Raw genomic sequence first — 21,270 nt, 5'->3', positions numbered from 1 at the left:
GTAAAAAGGCGACCCCAAAGCGGGCCGCCCTTGCACGGGCCGCCCCTATACCGCCGCCGCCAGAGGCGCGTCAACACGGCGCCTGACCCTGTCCTGTTCGATGCAACCAAGCCCTTTGATCCGCGTTCGCCCAATGATGCGAAAGATGCCCGCGCTCCTGTTGCTGCCCCTGCTGCTCGCCGCATGCGACGCCATGCCGCGCGATGCCGGCGGCACCAGCGAACGCATTTCCCGCACCGGCACGATGCGCGTCATCGTCCTTCCCGCGACACCCGACGCCGCGCCCGCGCTCGCCCTGCTCGGTCGCTACGCTGCGGCGCATGGCGCAACCCTCGCGCGCGTCGAGGCGCATGGCGAGCACGCCCTCCACATGCTTGAAGAAGGCGATGTCGATGCGGTGGTCGGCCATTTCGCCGAGGCCTCGCCGTGGAAGACCGAAATCGCGCTGTCGAAGCCGCTGACGCATGGCGAGCCCGACGATGCCGACACGCCCGTCCTGCGCATTGCGCGCCGCAATGGAGAAAATGCCCTCGTCCTCGCTACCGACCGCATGGTCGCAGAGTCGCGGCGATGACCGTCCACGGCGGTATTGATCCCGTCATCGCCGCCGACGTCCGGCGCGGCGAACGGCTCGAATGGTGGACGCTCTTCTGGATGAGCAGCGTGATCGTGCTGATGTGGCTGACGATGGGCGCCAGCCAGGCGATGAAATCGGCGGTGATCGAAGATTTTCTGAGCCTGGTGCCCGCGATCGTCTTCCTGCTCGCGGCGCGATGGGAACGCCGCGATCCGAACCGGCGCTTTCCCTTCGGCTATCGGCGGGGCAACAGCCTGGCCTTTCTGATCGCGGCAACCGCGCTGCTCTCGGTCGGTGCCTTCCTGTCCTATGAAAGCATCACCACGCTCATCCGCCGCGAACATCCCACCGTCGGCGGCGTCAACCTCTTCGGCCAAACGGTCTGGCTCGGCTGGCTGATGATCGCGGCGCTGGTCTATTCGATCGTCCCGCCGATCATCCTCGGCCGGATCAAGCAGCCCGTTGCCGAACGCATCAAGGACAAGGTGCTGCACACCGACGCGCTGATGCAAAAGGCCGATTGGCAGACCGGGCTGGCGGGCATCGCGGGCATCGTCGGCATCGGTCTCGGCTGGTGGTGGGCCGATGCGACGGCAGCGCTGTTCATCGCGCTGTCGATCGTCAAGGACGCGATCGGCGCGCTCGATCAGGCGGTCGCCGAACTGCTCGACGGGACGCCGCGCAAACTGGCCTCGAACGAACTGTCCGACGATGCCGAGGATCTGATCGCGGCGCTCAAGGCCCGCTATGGCGATGTCAGCGTGCGGCTGCGCGAAACGGGCCGCTATATCGATGCCGAGGTCGATTGCCCTTCGCCCGCCGACGTGCCGACCGCCGCCGACCTGATGGGCGACGACGCGGCGTGGCGCCTCGCCAGTCTGAGCTTCCGTCCCGAACCGAGCGATCCGCCCGCCTGATCAGAGGCGCTTCGCCGCCTCGATCGCGATGGCGAGCGAGCGCTTGCGCGCGACATGGTCGTACATCGACGACGCGACGATCACCTCGTCGGCGCCGGTGCGCGCGGCAAAACTCTCTAGGCCCGCGGCGATGTCGTCGACCGTGCCGACCGCCGAACATTGCAGCACATGGTCGAGGATCGCGCGCGCATTGGGCGGAAGGCTGTCCTTGTAACCCGCCAGCGGCGGCTTCATCTTGCCCGGATTGCCGGTGCGCAGCGCGACGAACGCCTGCTGCTGCGACGAGGCGAGCAATTCGGCCTCCTTGCGCGTGTCGGCGGCGAAGACGTTGAACGCGGCGGCGGCGTAGGGCTCGGCCAGCTGCTCCGAGGGCCGGAACTGGCGGCGATAGATGTCGAGCGCCTCGTCGAGCGCGTCGGGCGCGAAATGACTGGCAAAGGCATAGGGCAGCCCGAGCATCGCCGCGAGCTGCGCGCCGAACAGGCTCGACCCCAGGATCCACAGCGGCACATTCGTCCCCTCGCCCGGCACCGCGCGGATACCCAGCCGGTCGTCCCCGGCAAGGAAGGCCTGCAATTCGACCACATCCTGCGGAAACTGGCGCTCGTCGCTCGCAAGATTGCGGCGCAGCGCCTGCGCGACGCGGCCGTCCGATCCCGGCGCGCGGCCAAGGCCCAGGTCGATGCGGCCGGGAAACAGCGCCTCCAGCGTCCCGAATTGTTCGGCGATCACCATCGGCGCATGATTGGGCAGCATGATTCCGCCGGCGCCGATCCGGATGGTCGACGTCGCCTGCCCGATATGCGCGAGTACCACCGACGTCGCCGCACTCGCGATCCCCGCCATCCCGTGATGCTCGGCCACCCAGTAACGCGCATAGCCGAGCGCTTCGGCATGGCGGGCAAGATCGGCGGCATTGGCGAGCGACTGGGCGATCGTGCCCGTGTCGGTGACGGGGACGAGATCGAGGAAGGACAGTTTCAGCATGAAACCGATATGCGGTGGCGGACGATGAGGTTCAAGGCGTTACCCTCGATCAAGCCCGCTCGTCCTTCGGCGAATCCATCAGCACATAGGTGGTGATCGAATGGACCTGCGGCAGCACGCCGAGCACTTCGGTATGGAAATGCTTGTACGCCGCCAGATCCTGCGTCTCGACGCGTAGCAGATATTCGATCGTCCCGGTAATATTGTGGCATTCGCGCACTTCGGGTGCGAGCGCCATCGCCGCTTCGAAATCGCTCTGCGACTTCTTCGTGTGCGACGACAGGCCGACGGTCACATAGGCCAGAAAGGTCAGCCCCAGTTTCGCCGGATCGACCACCGCGCGATAGCCCTTGATGACCCCGCTGCGCTCGAGTTCCTGCACGCGGCGCAGACACGCCGAGGGCGACAGCCCGACGCGGTCGGCGAGCTCGATGTTGGAGATTCGCCCCTCGCTCGCAAGTTCGCGCAATATCTTGCGGTCAATCTGATCCAGTCCAGCCATAAGTTGCAAAACTTATCACATTGACGCCCAAATTTGCAACCCGCCGGGACAGTTTCGCCCTTATGTTGCGCGGCATGCAACAGACCACCTTCGCCGCGCTTGCCGCCTTTGCCCTCGTCTCGTCGATCACGCCGGGGCCGAACAACATGATGCTGATGGCTTCGGGCGCCAATTTCGGACTGCGCCGCACCGCGCCGCATGCGCTCGGCGTGGGGTTCGGCTTCACGCTCATGATCGTCCTCGTCGGCGTCGGGCTGATGGGCCTGTTCGACCTGTTTCCGGTGTTGAACCTCATCCTCAAGGTCGTGAGCGTCGCCTATCTGCTGTGGCTGGCGTGGAAGATGGCCAACGCCGGCGCGCCGAGCGGCGGCGACAGCCTGCGCGGCAGACCGATGAGCTTCGGGCAGGCGGTGCTGTTCCAGTGGGTCAATCCCAAGGCCTGGTCGATGGCGCTGACCGCGATCGCGCTCTATGCGCCCGATCGCAATATCGCCGCGGTCCTGCTCGTCGCCGCGATTTTCGGCGTCATCAACCTGCCCTCGACCAGCCTGTGGGCGGTGATGGGCGTTTCGCTGCGCGGCTGGCTGTCATCGCCCGCACGGCTGCGCGCCTTCAACTGGACGATGGCGGCGCTGCTCGTCGGATCGCTCGCGTTGCTGATCTGATTGCAAGGTTGCGATCCGCAACCTATGCACGGGCCAGCTACCCCTCTCGAGACCGGAGATCCGCCCCATGAAAACGCGCCGCCTGGGCCAGAGCGCCATCCACGTCACCGACATCTGCATGGGCACGATGACTTTCGGCAGCCAGACCGACGAGGCCGAGGCGCTGCGCATCCTCGACCGCTGCTTCGACGAGGGGATCAATTTCTACGACACCGCCGAAGGCTATCCGGTACCGCCGGACATCAAATGGGTCGGCCGCACCGAGGAGATCGTCGGTCGCTGGCTCAAGACCAAGAACCGCGACGCAATCATCCTCGCGACCAAGGTCTCGGGACCGAGCCATGTCTGGTTCAAATCGCCGTGCCGCGGCGGCATGACCGCGCTCGACCGCCACAACATCCGCACCGCCATCGAAGCAAGCCTGACGCGACTGCAGACCGACTATGTCGACCTCTACCAGACGCACTGGCCCGACCATGACGCGCCCTATGACGAGATCATGGACGCGCTCGACGAGCTGGTCCGCGAAGGCAAGGTACGCATCCTCGGCTGCTCGAACGAGACGAGCTGGGGCCTCATGAAATCGCTCGCGGCGTCGGAAAAGCTGGGGGTCGCCCGTTATCACACGATCCAGAATAATTTCAGCCTCAACAACCGCCGCTTCGAGGACGAGCTGGCGCAGGTCTGCCGCCAGGAGGGCGTCAGCCTGATCCCCTATTCGCCGCTCGCCGGCGGCGTCCTGTCGGGCAAGTATCAGGGCGGCGCGACGCCCGAAGGCGCGCGCTTCTCCCGCTATCTGGCGATGGAGGGGCGGCAGGCCGCAATGGGCCGACGCTTCGTCAACGACAAGTCGCTCGCCGCCACCGAACGCTATCTCGCGATCGCCGCCGAGGCCGGCATCGACCCGGTGACGATGGCGACCGCCTGGTCGAAGCAGCATGACTTCGTCGCCTCGACCATCGTCGGCGTCAGCGGCTACGACCAGCTCGAACCGATCCTCGCCGCAAAGGAGCTGGTGCTCGACGCCGCGCTGATGAAAACGCTCGACCGCGTCGGCAAGGACATCCTCTACCCGATGGGGTGATCGACACGGCGAAGCGTCGGCCATTCGAGGACGAGCGCCTCCCCACACCGTAAGCCCCGCCATGCCTTCGACACCGTATCGAAGGCAGCAAACACGTCGGCTTGGACAGCGTCGATCCGCGCGCGCTCGTCGCTGCTGAGCGTTGTGCGCACGCGCGCAGCCTCGTCCACCGCCGCGCGCTGCGACGCGCTGTCCGAACGGGTCCGGCTGCGCCAACCGATGTCGAACAGGAAAGCGGCGAGCTCGGACAGTTCGCCTTCGCGCCCCTGCCCCTTCATCAGCGCTGCACCCTTCGCTGCCTGTTTGCGCGCCGCGCGGCGATGGGTCCTGGCATCGGCGCCTTCCGGGGCGCCGATATGAAAGGACCCGGCATCCCCGCCCGCCGCAATCTGGCCGAACACGCCGCCTTTCAACCCGAGAAGCGCTTCGGCGACAAAATGCACCATGTCGTGCGGCAAGTCGGGATCGAAACCCGGCGCGGGATCCATCACCAGGGCCGGCGCCGACGCGCGATCGATCCGCATCGCGTAACGCCGCTCGCCCGACCGAATGAAATGAACCCTCATCGCATCATCGGCGGCGTCAGAGCGCCGCCTTGAACAGCTCGAGCATCCGCCCCCACGCCTTTTCGGCTGCCGCCTCGTCATAGGCCCGGCCGTCGGGCGGGCACCAGCCGTGCATCGCGCCCTTATAGACCTCGACCTCGTGCCACTGCTTGCGCGGCAATAGGACCGCGTTCAGCCGGGTCTTTTCTTCAGGGTCCTTCGCATCGTCATTATCGGCGATCGCAAAGAGATACCCGGCGTCGCTCGCGGGGATCAACAGATGCGGGCTGTCGGGCTTGTCGGTCGCGACAGACGCGCCGTGAAAGCTCGCCGCCGCCTTGACGCGCGCCGGGTTCAGCGCCGCGGTATAGATGACCATCGGCCCGCCCATGCAATAGCCCGCGGTGCCGACCCCTTTCGCCGTATCGACGTCCGCCTGCGCATCGAGGAAGGCGAGATGCGCCTTGGCGTCGGTCTGCACGAGCGCGCGGTTCAGTTGCTTGAGATAGCCGAACAGCGTCTCGCGCACGCCGGGATCGTCGAAATCATGTCCTGCATAGACCACCGGCGCCTTCGCCCAGCGATAGAAGGGGTTGACGCACAGCACGGAATAGCCCGCCCCGGCAAGCCGGTCAGCCATCTGGCGAAAGGCGGGGCGCAGCCCGCGAATGTCGGGCCACATCAGCACACCGGGATGCTTGCCCTCGCCGGGCGCGACGAAATAGGCGTCGACGGTGCCGTCGTCGGTCGTGATCGTGACGTCGCGCCCCTTGATCGTCCCAGCCGCACAGGCCGCTGCGGGCAGCATTGCCGCCACCGCCCCGACGCCCATCAGCGCGCCGAAGTCGCGGCGCCGCACGGGCAGACCGGCACGGTCAAGGTCGGCTTCGGTAAATTCATCGCACATCGCATCTCTCCTCGGGTGGGGTGGGCCGTGAGAAACGGCAGGAAACCGCCGCTCGTCACGCGCGATCAGGGTTCGCGCGGACGGATCGCCGGGTTACCCACAGCCTAACCGGCCTTTCCCTTGCAGGACAGCAATTTATGCGGTGGCTGCAATCGGCAGGCGGTGCAGCGTGGCGAAGTCCTCCGCAACATGGTGGACGCCAACGGCGCGCAGCATCGCGCCATGCGCGCCGCGATCGACGATATGCCCGGCGCCGCAAAAGCCGACGACTGTCATCCCCGCGGCAAGCGCCGCCTGCGCGCCCGTCGGCGAATCCTCGATCGCCAGACAGGCGGCGGGAGCGGCGCCGATACCCTTCGCCGCCGCCAGATAGATGTCGGGATGCGGCTTGCCGCGATCCCAGCCGTCGGCGCTGTAGACGTGCCGGCCGAAATGATGCGCAAGCCCGAAGCGGTCGAGCGACATGGCGATATAGGCAGGGCTGCTCGACGAGGCGATCGCGCGCGGCCGGTCGCCCAGCGTCGCCAGAAACTCGGACGCGCCCGGCACCGGCGCAAAGCCCTCGGCAAAGCGCTCGCGCGCCCGCGCCCGGTGCTGCTCGCGAAAATCAGGTGGCAGCGGCCCGCCGAGCCGCACCTCGATCCGCCGCTGCGTCTCCTGCCAATTATGGCCGTAATAGTCGCGCAGACACTCGTCATAGCTCGTCGGCAGGCCGATCGCGGTCAGGCTTTCGGCAAGCGTCGTGTTGGCGCGCACCTCGCTGTCGGCGATGACGCCGTCGAAATCGAAAATGATGGCGGTGGGCATTACGCGAAACTCATTATCTTCATACTTCACCGATAGAGCGGCCGGGGTCAGGAGACACAGTCATGAAATTCATTACCCTGAAATCGCGCGGCGGCGACTATCTCCTCGTTGCCGAAAATGTCGCCTGGCTTCGCGACTATGAAAATGGCCAGACGCAGGTCGGTATGGTCGGCGGTGCGCCGCTTCTGGTCGCCGGCAAGATCGACGACATTGCGGCGTCGATCCTGGCGCAAGCGAACGCGGCGGAGTGAACCACCGGACTCAGGGCATCACCGCGGCTTCGCGCGCATAGCCCCACGCCCCCTCGCCCGACCAGCCGCGCCCGTCGGGATAGACGAGCTTCAACCCGCTGAGCCGGTCGGGCGCGAACAGCCGCATGTTGACCCCCATCAGATCGACCGCGCCGCCCATCCGCTCGATCAACCCTGCGGTCGCCGACCAATGCGTCGAACAGCCGCAGGTCGTACAGAAATGCAGATCCGAATTGGGGTTCGCCCGGTCGGCGCGATTATAGGTCCGCGTTTTTCCCCCGATCGCGACGTCCTTCGGCGAATAATAGGCCCAGAGGATGCCGTGCGAAAGGCAGAGCGAGCAATTGCACTCGGCCACCTCTTCGGGCGCCTTGGCAAGACGCACCGAGACGGCGCCGCAATGGCAGGTCGTGTTCCAGGTCACTCCACCGTCACCGATTTCGCCAGATTGCGCGGCTGGTCGACGTCGGTCCCCTTCGCCACCGCCACATGATAGGCCAGCAGTTGTACCGGCACCGCATAGACCAAGGGCGCGATCAGCGGGTGGACCTTGGGCATCTCGATCGTCGCCATGCAGCCGTCGCCGGCTTCGGCGAGGCCTTCCGCATCCGAAATCAGTACGACCTTCCCGCCGCGCGCCATCACTTCCTGCATATTGCTGACGGTCTTTTCGAAGAGCGGCCCGCTGGGCGCGAGGACGATCACCGGAACCGCCTCGTCGATCAGTGCGATCGGTCCGTGCTTCATCTCGCCCGACGCATAGCCTTCGGCGTGAATATAGCTGATTTCCTTGAGCTTCAGCGCCCCTTCGAGCGCCAGCGGATAGTCGGGGCCGCGCCCCAGATAGAGGACGTCGCGCGCCGGGGCGATCAGATGCGCCATCGCTGCGATTTCCTCGTCATGCGCGAGCGCCGCATTCAATGCGGCGGGCGCTTCGATCAGATGCTTTACGATCTCGCGCTCGTCAGCCTCGCTGAGCTTGCCCTTCTTGAGCGCGAGGTGCGCGGCGAGCGCCGCGAGCACCGCGAGCTGACAAGTGAAGGCCTTGGTCGACGCGACGCCGATTTCCGGCCCGGCGTGCGTCGGGAGAAGCAGGTCGGCTTCGCGCGCCATGCTGCTCGTCGGCACGTTGACGACCACCGCGATCGTCTGGCCGTTGGCCTTGCAGTGGCGCAGCGCGGCGAGCGTGTCGGCGGTCTCGCCCGACTGCGAGATGAAGAGCGCGAGCCCGCCCGGTTGCAGCACCGGATCGCGGTAGCGGAACTCGCTCGCGACATCGATGTCGACCGGAACCCGGGCAAAGGTCTCGAACCAATATTTGGCGACCATGCCGGCATAATAGCTGGTACCGCACGCGACGATGGTGATGCGGTCGATCGCCGACAGGTCGAAATCCATCTGCGGCAGCGCCACCGTCTGTTCGAGCGGGCGGATGTAGGAGGAGAGCGTCTGCGCGACGACGGTCGGCTGCTCGAAAATCTCCTTCTGCATGAAGTGGCGGTAATTGCCTTTTTCGACTGCCGCGGCGGTGACGCCCGACGTCGTGATCTCGCGCGTCACCGGATTGTTGTCGGCGTCGTGGATCTGCGCGCCGCCCTTCGTGATGACGACCCAGTCGCCCTCTTCGAGATAGGAAATTTTCTGCGTGAGCGGCGCGAGTGCGAGCGCGTCCGAACCGAGATAGGTCTCGCCTTCGCCATAGCCGACGACGAGGGGCGAGCCGAGGCGCGCGCCGATCAGCAGGTCGGGATGCTGGCGAAACGCGATCGCGAGCGCGAAGGCGCCGCGAAGCTGCGGCAGCACCGCCTGCACCGCCTCCTGCGGCGACTTGCCCGCCTCGACCTGTTCCGAAACGAGGTGCGCGACGACTTCGGTGTCGGTTTCGCTTTCGAACACCCGGCCGCGCGCCTGCAGCGCCTCGCGCAGCGACTTGAAATTCTCGATGATCCCGTTGTGGACGAGCGCGACTTCCTGCGTCGCGTGCGGGTGCGCATTGCTCGTCGTCGGGGCGCCGTGGGTCGCCCAGCGCGTGTGCGCGATCCCGACGGTGCCGGGCGCCGGATGGCCCGCCAGTTCCTTGACGAGATTATTAAGCTTCCCCTCGGCGCGGCGGCGGATCAGCTGGCCATCTTCGACCGTGCACACCCCCGCCGAGTCATAACCGCGATATTCCATGCGTCTCAGCCCGTCGACGAGGCGATCCGCCACTTGGGCCTGGCCGATAATTCCGATAATTCCGCACATGGGGATTCTTTCTGCTTAGCGAATTTGAGGGACGCGAATACCCGGCATATTTGCCGGGAAATCCTTGACATTTCGGGTCACGAGGATGCGATGATTAACCTGCGCCGACGCCAGGATCATGGCATCGGCAAGCTTCAGGCGCGGACGCTCCCTGCGCAAAGCAGCCGCATGTGCCGCGATGCGCGTATCGACTTCATCGATCGAAAAGCCGCCCAGAAAATTTTCGATGATCTTGAGCGTGCCGCCGGGCTCTTTCGACAACACCTCGATCCATGTGATGCGGCTGATCCAGGGACGGTCGACGCGCGCAATTTCCGCATGCGCAATCCGGTCCCCGGTCAGCGCATCGATCAGGATGTTGCTGTCGAATGAGTAGCCGCTCACTTTTTCTTCTGCTTGCGCGAAGGTTTCTTGCCCGACTTTCGGGGCGCCTTCATTTCAAGGTAACGCTGACGCTCCCGGTCATCATCCTCGTCGAACAAATCGGGGAATTCAGCCTTCACTTCCTCATAATCATCGTCCCACGGACGAGTCCAGGATGCCCGCTCGCGACGCTGCCATTCAACGGCGTCGCCGATGTCATCCCGATCATTCCATGCGCCGAAGGCCTGATCGAGCCAATGCTTCGAACCGGCATCGTGCGATTGCGCCTTATAGGTGGCCACGACATCGCGGAGAATTGACGCGCGCGACTTGCGCTGTTCGGTCGCAAGCTGGTCGAGCCACTTGATGTCCTCATCGGGCAGGTCGGCAAGTATCCGCGTCATTGATATACTGATATCATATCATGATATCATGTCAATCCCCACGCGCGCCCGAAATTGCGGTCGACGAAGGTCATTGCGAATTGCACCGGATCGGCAGGGCGGCCGTGCGCGGCAGCGAATTTGACGCGGCCGTCGTCCCAAATCTTGCGGATCTGCGCCGCAAGGTCGGGCGCGAATTTCATCTGCTGCGCAACCATCTCCTGCCAGCTTCCGGCAAGGCCCAGGCTGTGGCGCAGCGTCGGTTCCATCGCCGCACAATAGCTGCGCGTCGGCTCGTCGAGATGCCCGATCGCGTCGAGCACCCAGGCGTCGACATAGCGCAGGAAGGGCTTGTCTTCGTAACGGTCGCTCATGCCTTTTTCTCCGCCGCCTTCTTCTTGCGCATCGCGTCGTGGAAGCGGTCGGCCCAGCCGGGCTTTACCGACTGTTCGGCGCGGACAATGCGCAGCTCGCCATCCATCACGTCGCGCGTCACGGTGCTGCCCGCCGCGACGATCGCGTCGGCGCCGATCTTCACCGGCGCGACCAGCGCGCTGTTCGACCCGATGAAGGCGCGTTCGCCGATCACCGTCTGATATTTGAAATAGCCGTCATAATTGCAGGTGATTGTGCCCGCGCCGATGTTAGCGCCCGCCCCGACCGTCGCATCGCCGATATAGCTGAGGTGGTTCGCCTTCGCGCCCCTGCCGAGCACCGCCTTTTTCACCTCGACGAAATTGCCGACCTTCGCCTTGTCTTCCAGCACCGCGCCGGGGCGCAGCCGGGCATAGGGGCCGACCTCGCACCCCGCGCCGATACTCGCGCCCTCGATATGGCTGAAGGCGCGGATCGTCGCGCCGTCGGCGACGCGGACGCCGGGGCCGAAGACGATATTGGGCTCGACCGTCACGTCGCGGCCGATTTCGGTGTCCCAGCTGAACCAGACGGTTTCGGGCGCACGCAGTGACGCGCCGCCCGCCATCGCCTCCTCGCGCTTGAACGCCTGCCACTGCGCCTCGGCAGCGGCGAGTTCGGCGCGGCTGTTGATCCCCGCGACGTCGGCAGCGTCTGTCCTGACCACGGCGCAGTGCCGACCGTCGGCATTGGCGATATTTACGATATCGACGAGATAATATTCCTTCGCCGCGTTGTCGTCGGTTACGCGTGCGAGCAGCGCGAATAGATCGGCCGCCTTTGCCGCCATCAGTCCCGAATTGCAGAGGCGTACCGCGCGTTCGGCCTCGCTCGCGTCCTTGTGCTCGACCATTTTCACGACGCGATCGCCATCGGTGATCACGCGGCCATATTGCAGCGCATCATCAGGCTCGAACGCGAGGACGACGACTGCGGGCGCATCGGCAGCGTTCAGACGGTCGACCATTGCCTGCATTGTCGCGCTGGGCACAAAAGGCACATCGCCATAAAGGATCAACACATCGCCGGTGAAGCCCGCAAGCGCATCTTGCGCCTGCCGCACCGCGTGCCCCGTGCCGAGCTGCGGCTCCTGCACCGCCAGCGCCGCGCTGCCCGCGAGTGCCGCCTCGATCTGGTCGGCCTTGTCGCCGACGACGACGACCTTCTTCGCGGGCGCCAGCGCGTCGACCGCGGCCATCAGATGCATCAGCATCGGCCGCCCGGCAATGGGGTGCAGCACCTTGTGGAGATCGGACTTCATGCGGGTGCCCTTGCCCGCGGCAAGGATGACGGCGGCGATGGAATTGCTCATGCCGCGTGCCATGCCAGCAAATCATTGCGGTTTCCAGAGCGAGCGGCCATGCGGACCGGCATGAGCGACTTTCCCTTCCGCATCGTCGGCTTCGATCTCGACGGCACGTTGATCGACACCGCGGGCGACCTGACCGCCGCGGTGAACCATGCGCTGGCGCGGATAGACCGCGCGCCGCTTGCCGAAACAATGGTGCGGCCGATGATCGGGCTCGGCGCGCGTCACATGCTCGAACAGGGGCTGATCGCGACCGGCGGCGTTCCGGCGGAGGATTTCGATCGCTTGCTCGGCGAACTTCTTGCCTATTACGAAGCGCATATCGCGATCGAGAGCCGCCCCTACCCCGGCCTGATCGCGGCGCTCGACGCGCTCGAGGCGCGCGGGGTGCGCTGCGCGGTGGCGACCAACAAGGCCGAACATATGGCGCGCAAGCTGCTCGGCGAACTGGAACTGGCGGATCGCATGGCTGCGATCGTCGGCGGCGACACGCTCAGCGTCCGCAAGCCCGCGCCCGACCCCATCATCGCGATGATCGAGCGGAGCGGCGGCGGGCGAACCGCCTTCGTCGGAGATTCAATCTATGACGTCATGGCGGCGCGCGCCGCCGGGGTGCCCAGCGTCGCGGTGCGTTTCGGCTTTCTCGATCGCCCCGCCGAAGCCTTGGGCGCCGACCATCTGATCGGCCATTATGACGAGCTTCTGCCGCTGCTAGCGGGACTCTAGCTCTTCCGCCACTTCGTCCAAAGGTGCTTCGCCAGCAGCACCGGCGGCATGCGCAGCCAGTGCGAGCGGATGTAGAAAGCCTGTTGCAACGCGAAATTCGTGGGTCGCCCCCAATCGTCGCGCGCGAGCAGGCGGCGGACGAACCAGCCATCGCCCGGCTCGCGCCGGTCCCAGCCGGGCGGCAGCGCCGCACCGTAAAGATCGCGCGCCAGCCGGGCGGCGCGCTGCACCGGCGCGCGCAGTCCATGAAGCGCGGCGCGCGCTTCGAGCTTAGCCCAGAAATCCGCATCGGCGGCCGCGAAGTCGCGCGTCAGGCAATGGAAATCCCACAGATTGCGCAGGCCGCCCTGCAAGTCGCCGTCGGCGAGCAGATGCGCGGCGCAGTGGCACGCCATGTCGCTCGGACACAGCACGGCAAAACCGCCATCGACCAAGACTGCATCGCCGATCATCGCCAGCGCATCGGGCGTCACCCGGTGCGTGCGCGGCAATATCGTGTGGTGGACGTCGATCACCCGGTCTCGGCCCGAGTGGATCAAGGGCGGCAACTCGTGCATATGCTCGCGGTAATAGGCGTCGTCATAGGGATCGGGCTTCACCCATTCCCAGCCCGCCTCGATCAACTCGTTTTCGGCGCGGCCGATGTCGTGCCAGCCGACCAAAATGTCGAGGTCGCCGATCTGGCGCCCCTCGGCGCAAGACAGGCCCGCCGCCGCATAAGCGGTGCCCTTCAGCAGCACGAACGCGATCCCTTCGGGCGCGAGCGCGCGGCGCGTCATCTCGGCCTCCCACAGCGCCTGCGCCCGCGCGACCGCGGCGGCGGCGCGCTGGTCGGCAAGCAGCGCCGCGACGGGCGGCGGCAGCGCCGCATCCGCAAGCCGGTGGGCGAGCGTCGCGAGCAGCGCCTCGGCGCGCGCGGCGCCGATCACTCCGTTCCAGTCGCGCGGCGCTAGGCCGTCCGCATCGCGCCGCCCCGCGAGCAGATCGATCAGCGTACGCACCGCGCTCATCGCGCTGCCTCCGTCCATAATTGCTCGACCAGCGCCATGCCGGCCGCGCTGTCGGGATAGCTGATGCCGAAAGCGGGGGCCTCGCGGACCAGCCGCGCCAGTGCGGCAAAGCCCGCCTCGCCGAGCGCGACATAGTTCGTCGATGCTTCGGTCAGGCGGACGAACACCTCGCCCGGCGCCATCGGCTCGATCGCCGCCGTGCCGCCGAAGCGCGGAAACAGGATCAGCGCGGGCCGGGCCGGTTCGTGCATCGCGGCGATCGCATCGGCGCGCGGTATCAGATGGCGGATATTGCCCTTGGGCGTTCCGGCAAGCAGCGGGCCGAGCCGTGCGGGGTCGACGCGCACCGCCATTTCGGCGATCGCCGCATTCTTCAGGCTTATGGCGCGCGGAAAGCCCAGCGCATCGCCGCTTGCGGGTTCGATCAGCGTGAATTCGTCGCCCATCAGCCGCCACGCGCCCTCGCCGAGCAGCGCCGCGAGCGTCGATTTCCCCGACCCCGATTCGCCCGACAGGATCACCGCGCGCCCGCCGCGCGCCACTGCGCTCGCGTGGAGCAACATGTGCCGCCGCCAGCCGAGCGCGACCTGCAAATTCATCCCCATTTCGGCGGCCAGCAAGCCCATCGACAGCGGCAGCGGAAGAGCGTCAGGAACGATAAAATCGCCGCCGATATGCACCGAGGGGCGCAGCCAGCGGCGCCACGGGCGCGCGGCGAACAGCCGCACCGTCGCATCGGCGGGGCGCGCCATGTCCTCGGGATAGCCCGCATAAAGGCGGTCGAGCGCCTCGATCGGCGCGCGCCAGTCGCTGCCGATGCGAAACTGGACCGGCCCTACCGCGATGCGCGTGCTGTGCCTCACGCCGGCGCCACCAGCCCCAGCGCCGCAAGCTCGGCGAGCCGCTCGCGCAAGACCGCCGCGACATCGTCGCCGCCCGCGCCCCCCAGGTCGAACATGGCGGCAAGCCGCTCCGCCAGCGCGCCCGCATCGCAGGGCGTATCGCCCATTGCGGCAATTATTTCGGGCATGGGCGCGACGACAAGGTGCGTCTGCATCGATCGCCGGTCGAAGATCGCGGTCAGGTCGCCAAGCGGCTCGATACGCAGCGCGCCGGCCTCGGGGGCACGACAAAGCCTATCCGCCATAATCTTCCGCGGCGCTCGTCAGCTTGGCGAGGATCGCCATCAGCGCGGCGCGCTCGCCCGCGTCCAGCGCCGCCTCCAGCTTCGCCTCGCTGGCGAGCGCAGCGGGCACGATCGCGTCATAGAGCGAGCGGCCCTCCGCGGTCAGTTCCAGATGGTGCGAGCGTCCGTCGGCCTCGTGCGCCTGGCGCGCGATAAGCTGGCGGTCGGCCAGCGCCTTGGCGGCGCGATTGACCGTCACCTTGTCCATCCGCGTCGCGGCGACCAGTTCGCGCTGGGTCAGCGGTCGCCCTTCGCCGAGCACCGCCATCAGCCGCCATTCGGGGATCTTCAGGCCGAAGCGGCTCTGATATTCGGCGGCAATCCGGCTCGATACCGCGTTCGACGCAATCGACAGCCGATAGGGCAGAAATTCCCCGAGATTGAGTGTCTTCGCCGCCATGCCCCTATCCTTATCGCCTCTGCGCCGCCTGCGAAATCAATAAGCGGCGCGTATACCTACCCACAAGGTCCGCGGCGTCGCGCGTTCCAATATGCCCGCCGACGACAGCGCCGCCGGAACGAGCGCGTCGAAGATATTCTCGCCGCGCGCTTCGATCCGCAAGCCCTGCGTCAACCGCAACGACATCCCGGCGTCGACGGTCAGCGCATCGCCGAGCGGTTGCAGCCCCAGATCATCCTCATTCTGCCTGCCGATATAGCGCAGGGTCGCGAAGCCGCCGAACGGTCCCGCATCGCCTGCGCGCAGCGACAGGCTGGCGCCATGTTTCGCGATCTGCGCCGGCCGCTTGCCGTCGAGCGCAGCCGCGGCGCCCGACGCCGCGACGCGCGCATCGGTGAAGGCATAGGTGGCGCGCAGCGTCAGCGGGCCGGCGCGCTGTTCGGCGCTGACTTCGGCGCCCTTGCTGTCGATCGCATCGAGATTCTGGCGCTGGCTATAGCTCGCCCCCGCCGCGACGAAGCCGACGCCGGGGAAATTGCCCGGACCGGTGCCCAGCGTGACATTGGCGATCGCATTGTCGAGCCGGTTCGCGAACAGCGTGACGCTCAGCTTCGTACCGCCGCGCCTCCAGTCGGCGCCGATCTCGCCGCCCCACAATCGTTCAGGAGCCAGCGCCTCGTTCGCGGCCGTCGCATCGGCGCCGACGCGGAAGGGCCGGTAGAGTTCGTTGAGCGTCGGCAGGCGCCAGCCGCGATAGGCGGCGGCGCGCAGCGCCACATCGCCCGCCGACCAGCGGACACCCGCACGCCCACTGCCTTCCCAGCCCTGCCGCGCCGCAAAGCGGGCGTCGGTGATCGTCGATCCACCGAAATTATATTCGTGCCGGTATCCGGTGCCGATCCACCAATGATCGACCCGGCCGCTGAGCGTCCACAGCAAGCCGTCATCTTCGCTACCCGACGTCCATTCGGCGAAGGCGCCGACGGTGTCGCTGCTGCCCCCCGCGCTGCGGTGACGGCCGGGATTGAGGCCAGTGAAGAAATAATCCTCCTCGGTCCGCCCGACGGTGCGGCGCCAGTCGGCGCCGATACGCAGCGGGTTGGCCGCGCCGAACGCAGGCCGCAATTCGACGCGCGCGCCGAGCCCGGTCGCCGGCACCTGCTGAAAGAGCGCCGGCGCCACGCTGTTGCGGTTCGCCGCGACGCTGGCAAAACCTGTGTCGAAGTCGCGGACCTGGACATAGCCGAGCGCGAGCCATTGCAGCCCGTCCGCGGGTTCGTGCAGGTACCGCAAGCTGGCATCGATCCCGTCGACCGTGCTGGTCGTGAAATCAGTGCCGCGGTCGCGCCGGTCCGAAAAGCCGCGCACGCTCGCCTCGATCCGGCTGTCGGGGCCAGTATCGAAGCGCAGGCGTACGCCCAGCCCGCCTTGCCGATAGGGCGCGGCGCGATCGGCGCTGCCCCGCTGTCTTTCGACGACGGGCACAAAGCCATCGCCGCGGCTGTAGCGGCCGTCGACCGCGACCTGTCCGTCGCCAAGCCGCGTGCCGACGCTGAACGCCGCATCCCAGCCGTCACGGCTGCCATAGGCAAGGCTCGCCTCGCCGCCGTCGGTCATCTGCGAATAGAGCGCAACGGTGCCCGCCAGCGCGCCCGGTCCGTCGGCGCCGCTGCCGCCGCCACGGGTAATCGCGACGCCGCCCAGCCTGATCGCATCATAGGCGCTCCACGCCACCCAGCCGCCGAACGGGTCGGCCTGCGGCACCCCATCGAGCGTCACCAGCGCGCGGCTCGACGCATTGCCGCCCAGCCCGCGCAGCGTGACGCCTTGGCTCGTCGGATGCGCCGATCGGCTGTCGCTGCGGCGAAACTGGACCAGCCCCGCCTCGTCGCGCAGCCGGTTCTCGACGCGCGCGCCAAGGCCGGGATCAAGGTCGGTCAGCACGACCACCGCCTGCCCCGCGTCGCCGCTCCCGCTGAGCAGGCCGCCACCGGTCACGATGATGTCCTGCGGCTGCGGGCGACGATAGTCGGCGATCACAATGTCGCTATCGAACGCCGCCTCCTGCGCCAGCGCCGCCGCCGGCATCGCCAGCGCGGCCACCCCCAACACCAGCCGGATCACGCGGGCTTCACCGCATCGGGATGCGCGCGCCGGAACGCCTCATGCTCCATGCACGCAGCGTCGATTTCCATGAGGCGCGGATAATGATCTAGCGGCACCTCGAACCGGCGTGCATTGTACATCTGCGGCACCAGACAGCAGTCGGCGATCCCCGGTTCGTCGCCGCCAAGATATGGGCCTTCGCCGGCCATTGCCTCCAGCGCATCGAAGCCTTGCAATATCCATTCGGCGATCCAGCGATCCTTGGTCTGTTCGTTGAGCCCCAGGTCGCGGGTCAGATATTTGAGCACGCGCAGATTGTTGAGCGGGTGGATATCGCACGCGACGACATAGGCCTGCGCGAGCGCTACCGCGCGCGCCATCGGATCGTCGGGGATCAGCCGCGGTTCGGGGTGCGCGCGGTCGAGCCAGTCGATGATTGCAAGGCTCTGGATGATCGGCTCGCCGTCGGCGACGAGCATCGGCACGAAGCCCTGGGCATTTTGCGCAAGATAGGCGTCGCTCTTCTGTTCGCCGGCGATCAAGCTGACCTCGACGCGCTCGTAATCGAGACCTTTGAGGTTCAGCGCGATGCGAACGCGAAAGCTGGCCGACGAGCGGAAATAATCATGGAGGATGAGAGCGGTCATCGGGCCAGCCTAATGCGCGTCTTTGGGCATCGCCGCAATCCATTCCCGCAACAGCGCCGCGCCTTCCTTGTGAACCGTCGAGCGGCCAAGTTCGGGCATCGCAATGCCGGGGTCGAGACTTTCGAGGCGGTAGATCAGGAAACTGTGGTCGGGATCGCCCGGCTGGATCGCGAAATCCATGCCGCCGCTTCCGCGCCCGGCCGCAGTCGGACGCTTGCCGATGCCGTAGTTGACCCCGACCGGGTCGGTCCAGCGCAGGAACAGCCCGCTGTTCGACGCGCTGCCCTCGGGATTGTGGCAATGTGCGCAATTGGCCTCGAGATAGGCGCGCGCGCGGTCCTGCAGCGTGCCGCTCGCCGGATCGTCCCAGCGCGGCATCGCCGGCTTCAGCGCCGCAGGGTTGGTGAAATAGAGCGCGCGCGTATCGGCGCCGACCGTATCCGCCAGCACCATGTTGCGGGCCTTGGGGCCGATCGGGACGATCGCACCCGCGCGGCTGTGGCATTCCTTGCACTGGTTGCGGTTGGGCACGCCATATTGGATCGCATGCGCCGTCCCGTCGGGGCTTTTGAACGCCACCGGCACGCGCCGCCCCGCGATGGCGAGCGAGGCGTCCCGGCCGTCGGCGTCCCAGATATAGGGCAGCGCCACCCAGCCGCTCGCGCGGTGGATCAGCAGCCGCGTCTCGACCGGACGGCCATCGTTGAAGTCGGGCCAGCCGAAGCTTTTGACGATCACAGTGCCGACCGGAAAATCGACCGTGCCGTCCGCCAGCACCGTCGCCCGCTTGCCCGCCGGGATCGACACGAACCGATGCTTTTCGGCATAGTCGCTGAACAAGGGCGTGCGCAGCGTGTAGGCAAAGCTCGCGATCGGCCGCGCCGGATCATTCCCCGCGAACAGCCCAAAGGCGGAGAGCTTTGCGGGCATCGCGCTGCCCTCGATCAAGGCCTGATCGACCGCGGCCGGCGCCGCCCCGCCGCCCGCGCTGGCGCAGAGCAGCGCCGCGATCAGCGCGGCGGCGATACGCTTCACTGGACCTTGGCCTCCATGCCCTCCGGCAGCACGATGGCGGACAGCGCGGGCGGCGGCGTGCCGCCCAGCTTGACCGGCACCGGCTTCGCTTCGCTCTGCGGCGTCGTCACGTCGGGCAGGCCGAGCGACAGCACGCCGACATCGTCGAGGACGATCGCGTCGCCCGCGCCGTCCCACAGCACCGGCGGAATCGCTCCGCCCATTGCCGCCGCGATCTCGGCTCCGCCCGGAAAGGCCGGCGCGAAGCCCGCCTTGCCATGCGCATTGTCGCTCACCACGATCTGCCGCGGCAGCGGCTGATATTTGGGGTCTTTCTGGTCGTAGCGATAGCCGACGATCATCACATTGGCGGTGCCATTGTCCTCGAACACATTGTCGAAAACCTCGACATTGCGGTTCGCCATCACCAGAACCCCGGTCCCCGTCGGCACGCTGGCGACGATATTGCCCTTCGGCGCGAAATTGGGCGTGCTGTTGTCGCTGACGACATTGTCGAAGACGCGGACATTATGCCCGCCTTGCTGCGGCAGATTGGGCAGGTCGAACACCAGGATCCCGCCGGTATTCTTGTTCGCGATATTGTCGTGCACGTCGGCGTCGAAACAGTTTTCGATCTCGATCCCGGCGACATTTTCGGTCGCGATCGAATCGCGCACGACGATGTTGCGCGACTGGCCCACATAAATGCCGGCGTCCGACGCGCCGCGCACATAGACGCTGTCGATCAGCACATCCTGGCTTTCGACCGGATAGATGCCATAGGCGCCGTTGGTTTCCTTAGGGCCCGCGGTCCATTCGACGCGCAGTTCGTTGTAGACGATGCGGTCGGCACCTTTCGACTTGATGCCGTCGCCGCGCGTGTTGAGCACCGCGAAATTGGTCAGCAGCACATCGTCGGAGGTGACGAGCAGCCCCTCGCCCGCTCCCTGCTGCCCTGAAAAGTCCAGGATCGATCCGCCCTCGCCGGTCCCCGCGCCGCGCACCGTGACGTTATCGACATCAAGCGACAGCCCGTCGGTCAGCTTCCAGGTGCCCGCACCCAGTTGCACGACATCGCCGGGCTCGGCGAGGATCAGCGCTTCCTGCAGTTTCTCGTTGGCGTCGGCGCCCTCGGCCGAGACATTGATCGTCTTGGCCGCGGCCGGACTGGCGGCGACCGCGACCATCGCGGCGGCCAGCGACAGGACATGGAATCGCATTGCACACTCTCCCTTGTTTTGCCCGAGCATGCGGCAAGACTTGACGGATGCCAAGCGGCTTGCTGACAAGCATGTCATTGGCGTGGCGGCACGCGCGCGGGAGACAGGCCGATGATCGACAATCGCTTTGTGCAGATGATGGCGCGCTACAACGGGTGGCAAAACCGCGCCGCCTATGCCGCCGCCGACACGCTGACCGATGCCGAGCGACGGCTGGATCGCGGCGCCTTTTTCGGGTCGATCCACGCGACACTCTCGCACCTTCTGTGGGCCGACCGCATCTGGCTGTCGCGCTTCGACCGCTGCCCGCCGCCCGATTGTCCGGGCAATGAAAGCGGCGGCTTCGTCGCCGACTGGGACGATCTGAAGGCGCAGCGCACCGCGATGGACACGCTCATCGTGACCTGGGCCGACGCGATGGCGCCGGGCGCCGTTGCCGGCAATCTCGACTGGTACAGCGGCGCCGCGGGCCGGAACGTCTCCGCCCCGCTCGGCATCGTGCTGCCGCATATCTTCAACCATCAGACGCACCACCGCGGTCAGGTGCACGCGATGCTGACCGCCGCCGGGTGCCGGACCGAAGACACCGACCTCTTCCTGATGCCGACGGCCGACTGGCTGGGCTTCGATCACAGAAGCTAGGCGCCGGAGACTGGGCCGCGTAGACAAATTCCAATGCTGCGAGGACGGCAGCTAACCTCCATTTCGTTCCGAAAGCTGCTTTTCCGGACACGACCGATTGTAGACGTCCGGCCGCTCAACTGACTGCTATTTTGTGACCCCGCTTTGAAAAAGCTTCATTCGAGCGAGCCAGAAAAGCCATATCATTCCAGAATAGGTTGCTATCGCCAGCATCCGTCCCGGCCAAAGCACCTCGAAAACAATGGTCGTGTCCCAGGGGGTGGTGTAGGAACCGTCGATCCGCGGCAGGATCGGGTTCGGGTCAGGCAGCCAGTGCTGGCAGGCTGACTATGGGATTATGGGTCACCGAGCCGATTGTTTCCAG

The 21,270-nt window shown here is 66.6% G+C and carries 26 protein-coding genes; 7 read left to right on the top strand and 19 right to left on the bottom strand.

The genetic code is table 11. The features are described 5' to 3' along the window. Positions 1-145: 145 nt before the first annotated feature. Entirely contained in the window at positions 146-574 is a 429-nt protein-coding gene (locus L0963_RS05035) for a hypothetical protein (RefSeq protein WP_234178631.1), read from the top strand. Further along, positions 571-1,494: a cation diffusion facilitator family transporter gene (locus tag L0963_RS05030; protein ID WP_234178630.1), complete on the top strand. Its 924-nt coding sequence runs from the start codon at positions 571-573 to the stop codon at positions 1,492-1,494. Before L0963_RS05035 ends, L0963_RS05030 begins: the two co-directional genes overlap by 4 nt. Here L0963_RS05030 and L0963_RS05025 read toward each other — a convergent pair whose 3' ends face one another. Together L0963_RS05025 and L0963_RS05020 are read right to left on the bottom strand one after the other, a co-directional pair. After that, positions 1,495-2,481, bottom strand: coding sequence for an LLM class flavin-dependent oxidoreductase (locus L0963_RS05025; RefSeq protein WP_234178629.1), 987 nt, complete (start codon positions 2,479-2,481; stop codon positions 1,495-1,497). It lies immediately after the preceding gene. A 49-nt stretch (positions 2,482-2,530) separates the two neighbouring features. Further along, positions 2,531-2,983 (bottom strand): Lrp/AsnC family transcriptional regulator, encoded by a 453-nt coding sequence (locus L0963_RS05020; protein ID WP_186402239.1) that lies wholly within the window; start codon positions 2,981-2,983, stop codon positions 2,531-2,533. Positions 2,984-3,057: 74 nt separating this feature from the next. On the opposite strand from L0963_RS05020, the gene L0963_RS05015 reads away from it, so the two are divergent. Both L0963_RS05015 and L0963_RS05010 read left to right on the top strand, forming a co-directional pair. Further along, the gene (locus L0963_RS05015) at positions 3,058-3,648 is read left to right on the top strand and encodes a LysE family translocator (protein WP_186402240.1); all 591 of its coding nucleotides are present in this window, start codon (positions 3,058-3,060) and stop codon (positions 3,646-3,648) included. 67 nt (positions 3,649-3,715) lie between these two features. Then, positions 3,716-4,732, top strand: coding sequence for an aldo/keto reductase (locus tag L0963_RS05010; protein WP_062902672.1), 1,017 nt, complete (start codon positions 3,716-3,718; stop codon positions 4,730-4,732). On the opposite strand, the gene L0963_RS05005 is transcribed toward L0963_RS05010, so the two are convergent. The 3 genes from L0963_RS05005 to L0963_RS04995 all read right to left on the bottom strand — a co-directional run bounded on the left by L0963_RS05005 (position 4,717) and on the right by L0963_RS04995 (position 6,991). After that, positions 4,717-5,298 carry a hypothetical protein gene (locus tag L0963_RS05005; RefSeq protein WP_186402241.1) on the bottom strand — a complete coding sequence of 194 codons (582 nt, stop codon included), beginning with the start codon at positions 5,296-5,298 and terminating at the stop codon, positions 4,717-4,719. The two genes, L0963_RS05010 and L0963_RS05005, sit on opposite strands and share 16 nt — an antisense overlap. A gap of 16 nt (positions 5,299-5,314) precedes the next feature. Further along, positions 5,315-6,184, bottom strand: coding sequence for a dienelactone hydrolase family protein (locus L0963_RS05000; RefSeq protein WP_234178628.1), 870 nt, complete (start codon positions 6,182-6,184; stop codon positions 5,315-5,317). A gap of 135 nt (positions 6,185-6,319) precedes the next feature. After that, positions 6,320-6,991: an HAD family hydrolase gene (locus tag L0963_RS04995; protein WP_234178627.1), complete on the bottom strand. Its 672-nt coding sequence runs from the start codon at positions 6,989-6,991 to the stop codon at positions 6,320-6,322. Positions 6,992-7,053: 62 nt separating this feature from the next. Between L0963_RS04995 and L0963_RS04990 the strand changes: the two genes are divergently transcribed. After that, a complete protein-coding gene (locus tag L0963_RS04990) occupies positions 7,054-7,242 on the top strand; it encodes a hypothetical protein (protein ID WP_058811798.1) in 189 nt (62 codons plus the stop codon). Between the two features lie 10 nt (positions 7,243-7,252). On the opposite strand, the gene L0963_RS04985 is transcribed toward L0963_RS04990, so the two are convergent. From L0963_RS04985 to glmU, 6 genes are read right to left on the bottom strand one after another with little or no spacing between them, the layout of a single operon-like run. Further along, positions 7,253-7,666, bottom strand: coding sequence for a GFA family protein (locus L0963_RS04985; RefSeq protein ID WP_186402244.1), 414 nt, complete (start codon positions 7,664-7,666; stop codon positions 7,253-7,255). Further along, positions 7,663-9,486: a glutamine--fructose-6-phosphate transaminase (isomerizing) gene (gene glmS / locus L0963_RS04980; protein ID WP_234178626.1), complete on the bottom strand. Its 1,824-nt coding sequence runs from the start codon at positions 9,484-9,486 to the stop codon at positions 7,663-7,665. The genes L0963_RS04985 and glmS overlap by 4 nt, the downstream gene beginning before the upstream one ends. A 15-nt stretch (positions 9,487-9,501) precedes the next feature. Next, entirely contained in the window at positions 9,502-9,870 is a 369-nt protein-coding gene (locus tag L0963_RS04975; protein ID WP_062902678.1) for a type II toxin-antitoxin system VapC family toxin, read from the bottom strand. After that, a complete protein-coding gene (locus tag L0963_RS04970) occupies positions 9,867-10,253 on the bottom strand; it encodes a CopG family transcriptional regulator (RefSeq protein WP_234178624.1) in 387 nt (128 codons plus the stop codon). Before L0963_RS04970 ends, L0963_RS04975 begins: the two co-directional genes overlap by 4 nt. Before the next feature lie 26 nt (positions 10,254-10,279). Then, positions 10,280-10,606 carry a hypothetical protein gene (locus L0963_RS04965; protein ID WP_234178623.1) on the bottom strand — a complete coding sequence of 109 codons (327 nt, stop codon included), beginning with the start codon at positions 10,604-10,606 and terminating at the stop codon, positions 10,280-10,282. Further along, positions 10,603-11,970, bottom strand: a complete 1,368-nt coding sequence (gene glmU, locus L0963_RS04960; RefSeq protein ID WP_234178622.1) for a bifunctional UDP-N-acetylglucosamine diphosphorylase/glucosamine-1-phosphate N-acetyltransferase GlmU — start codon at positions 11,968-11,970, stop codon at positions 10,603-10,605. The genes L0963_RS04965 and glmU overlap by 4 nt, the downstream gene beginning before the upstream one ends. Positions 11,971-12,018: 48 nt before the next feature. Between glmU and L0963_RS04955 the strand changes: the two genes are divergently transcribed. Beyond that, positions 12,019-12,681: an HAD-IA family hydrolase gene (locus tag L0963_RS04955; protein ID WP_082820068.1), complete on the top strand. Its 663-nt coding sequence runs from the start codon at positions 12,019-12,021 to the stop codon at positions 12,679-12,681. Here the strand turns inward: L0963_RS04955 and L0963_RS04950 are convergent. From L0963_RS04950 to L0963_RS04915, 8 genes are read right to left on the bottom strand one after another with little or no spacing between them, the layout of a single operon-like run. Further along, complete coding sequence (locus tag L0963_RS04950; RefSeq protein ID WP_234178620.1) at positions 12,678-13,691, bottom strand: nucleotidyltransferase domain-containing protein; 1,014 nt, start codon at positions 13,689-13,691, stop codon at positions 12,678-12,680. The two genes, L0963_RS04955 and L0963_RS04950, sit on opposite strands and share 4 nt — an antisense overlap. After that, the gene (locus L0963_RS04945) at positions 13,688-14,554 is read right to left on the bottom strand and encodes an HprK-related kinase A (RefSeq protein ID WP_234178618.1); all 867 of its coding nucleotides are present in this window, start codon (positions 14,552-14,554) and stop codon (positions 13,688-13,690) included. Before L0963_RS04945 ends, L0963_RS04950 begins: the two co-directional genes overlap by 4 nt. Continuing rightward, entirely contained in the window at positions 14,551-14,838 is a 288-nt protein-coding gene (locus L0963_RS04940) for an HPr-rel-A system PqqD family peptide chaperone (protein ID WP_234178616.1), read from the bottom strand. Before L0963_RS04940 ends, L0963_RS04945 begins: the two co-directional genes overlap by 4 nt. After that, entirely contained in the window at positions 14,828-15,277 is a 450-nt protein-coding gene (locus tag L0963_RS04935) for a MarR family winged helix-turn-helix transcriptional regulator (RefSeq protein ID WP_062902685.1), read from the bottom strand. Before L0963_RS04935 ends, L0963_RS04940 begins: the two co-directional genes overlap by 11 nt. A gap of 36 nt (positions 15,278-15,313) precedes the next feature. Continuing rightward, positions 15,314-17,401, bottom strand: coding sequence for a TonB-dependent receptor (locus tag L0963_RS04930; RefSeq protein ID WP_234178614.1), 2,088 nt, complete (start codon positions 17,399-17,401; stop codon positions 15,314-15,316). Further along, positions 17,398-18,030, bottom strand: a complete 633-nt coding sequence (maiA, locus tag L0963_RS04925; protein WP_062902687.1) for a maleylacetoacetate isomerase — start codon at positions 18,028-18,030, stop codon at positions 17,398-17,400. The genes L0963_RS04930 and maiA overlap by 4 nt, the downstream gene beginning before the upstream one ends. Positions 18,031-18,039: 9 nt before the next feature. Then, on the bottom strand, positions 18,040-19,065 hold the full coding sequence (locus L0963_RS04920; RefSeq protein ID WP_234178612.1) for an SO2930 family diheme c-type cytochrome: 1,026 nt from the start codon (positions 19,063-19,065) through the stop codon (positions 18,040-18,042). Next, positions 19,062-20,264 carry a parallel beta-helix domain-containing protein gene (locus tag L0963_RS04915; protein WP_234178610.1) on the bottom strand — a complete coding sequence of 401 codons (1,203 nt, stop codon included), beginning with the start codon at positions 20,262-20,264 and terminating at the stop codon, positions 19,062-19,064. The genes L0963_RS04920 and L0963_RS04915 overlap by 4 nt, the downstream gene beginning before the upstream one ends. Before the next feature lie 111 nt (positions 20,265-20,375). Here L0963_RS04915 and L0963_RS04910 point away from each other — a divergent pair, with 111 nt between their 5' ends. Next, positions 20,376-20,906 (top strand): DinB family protein, encoded by a 531-nt coding sequence (locus L0963_RS04910; protein ID WP_186402255.1) that lies wholly within the window; start codon positions 20,376-20,378, stop codon positions 20,904-20,906. Positions 20,907-21,270 lie beyond the last annotated feature (364 nt).

It is taken from the genome of Sphingopyxis sp. NFH-91, assembly GCF_021401285.1.
Lineage (GTDB): Bacteria > Pseudomonadota > Alphaproteobacteria > Sphingomonadales > Sphingomonadaceae > Sphingopyxis > Sphingopyxis terrae_A.
Note: the sequence above shows the minus strand (reverse complement) of the source record. Positions and strands in the feature narration are given on the sequence as shown.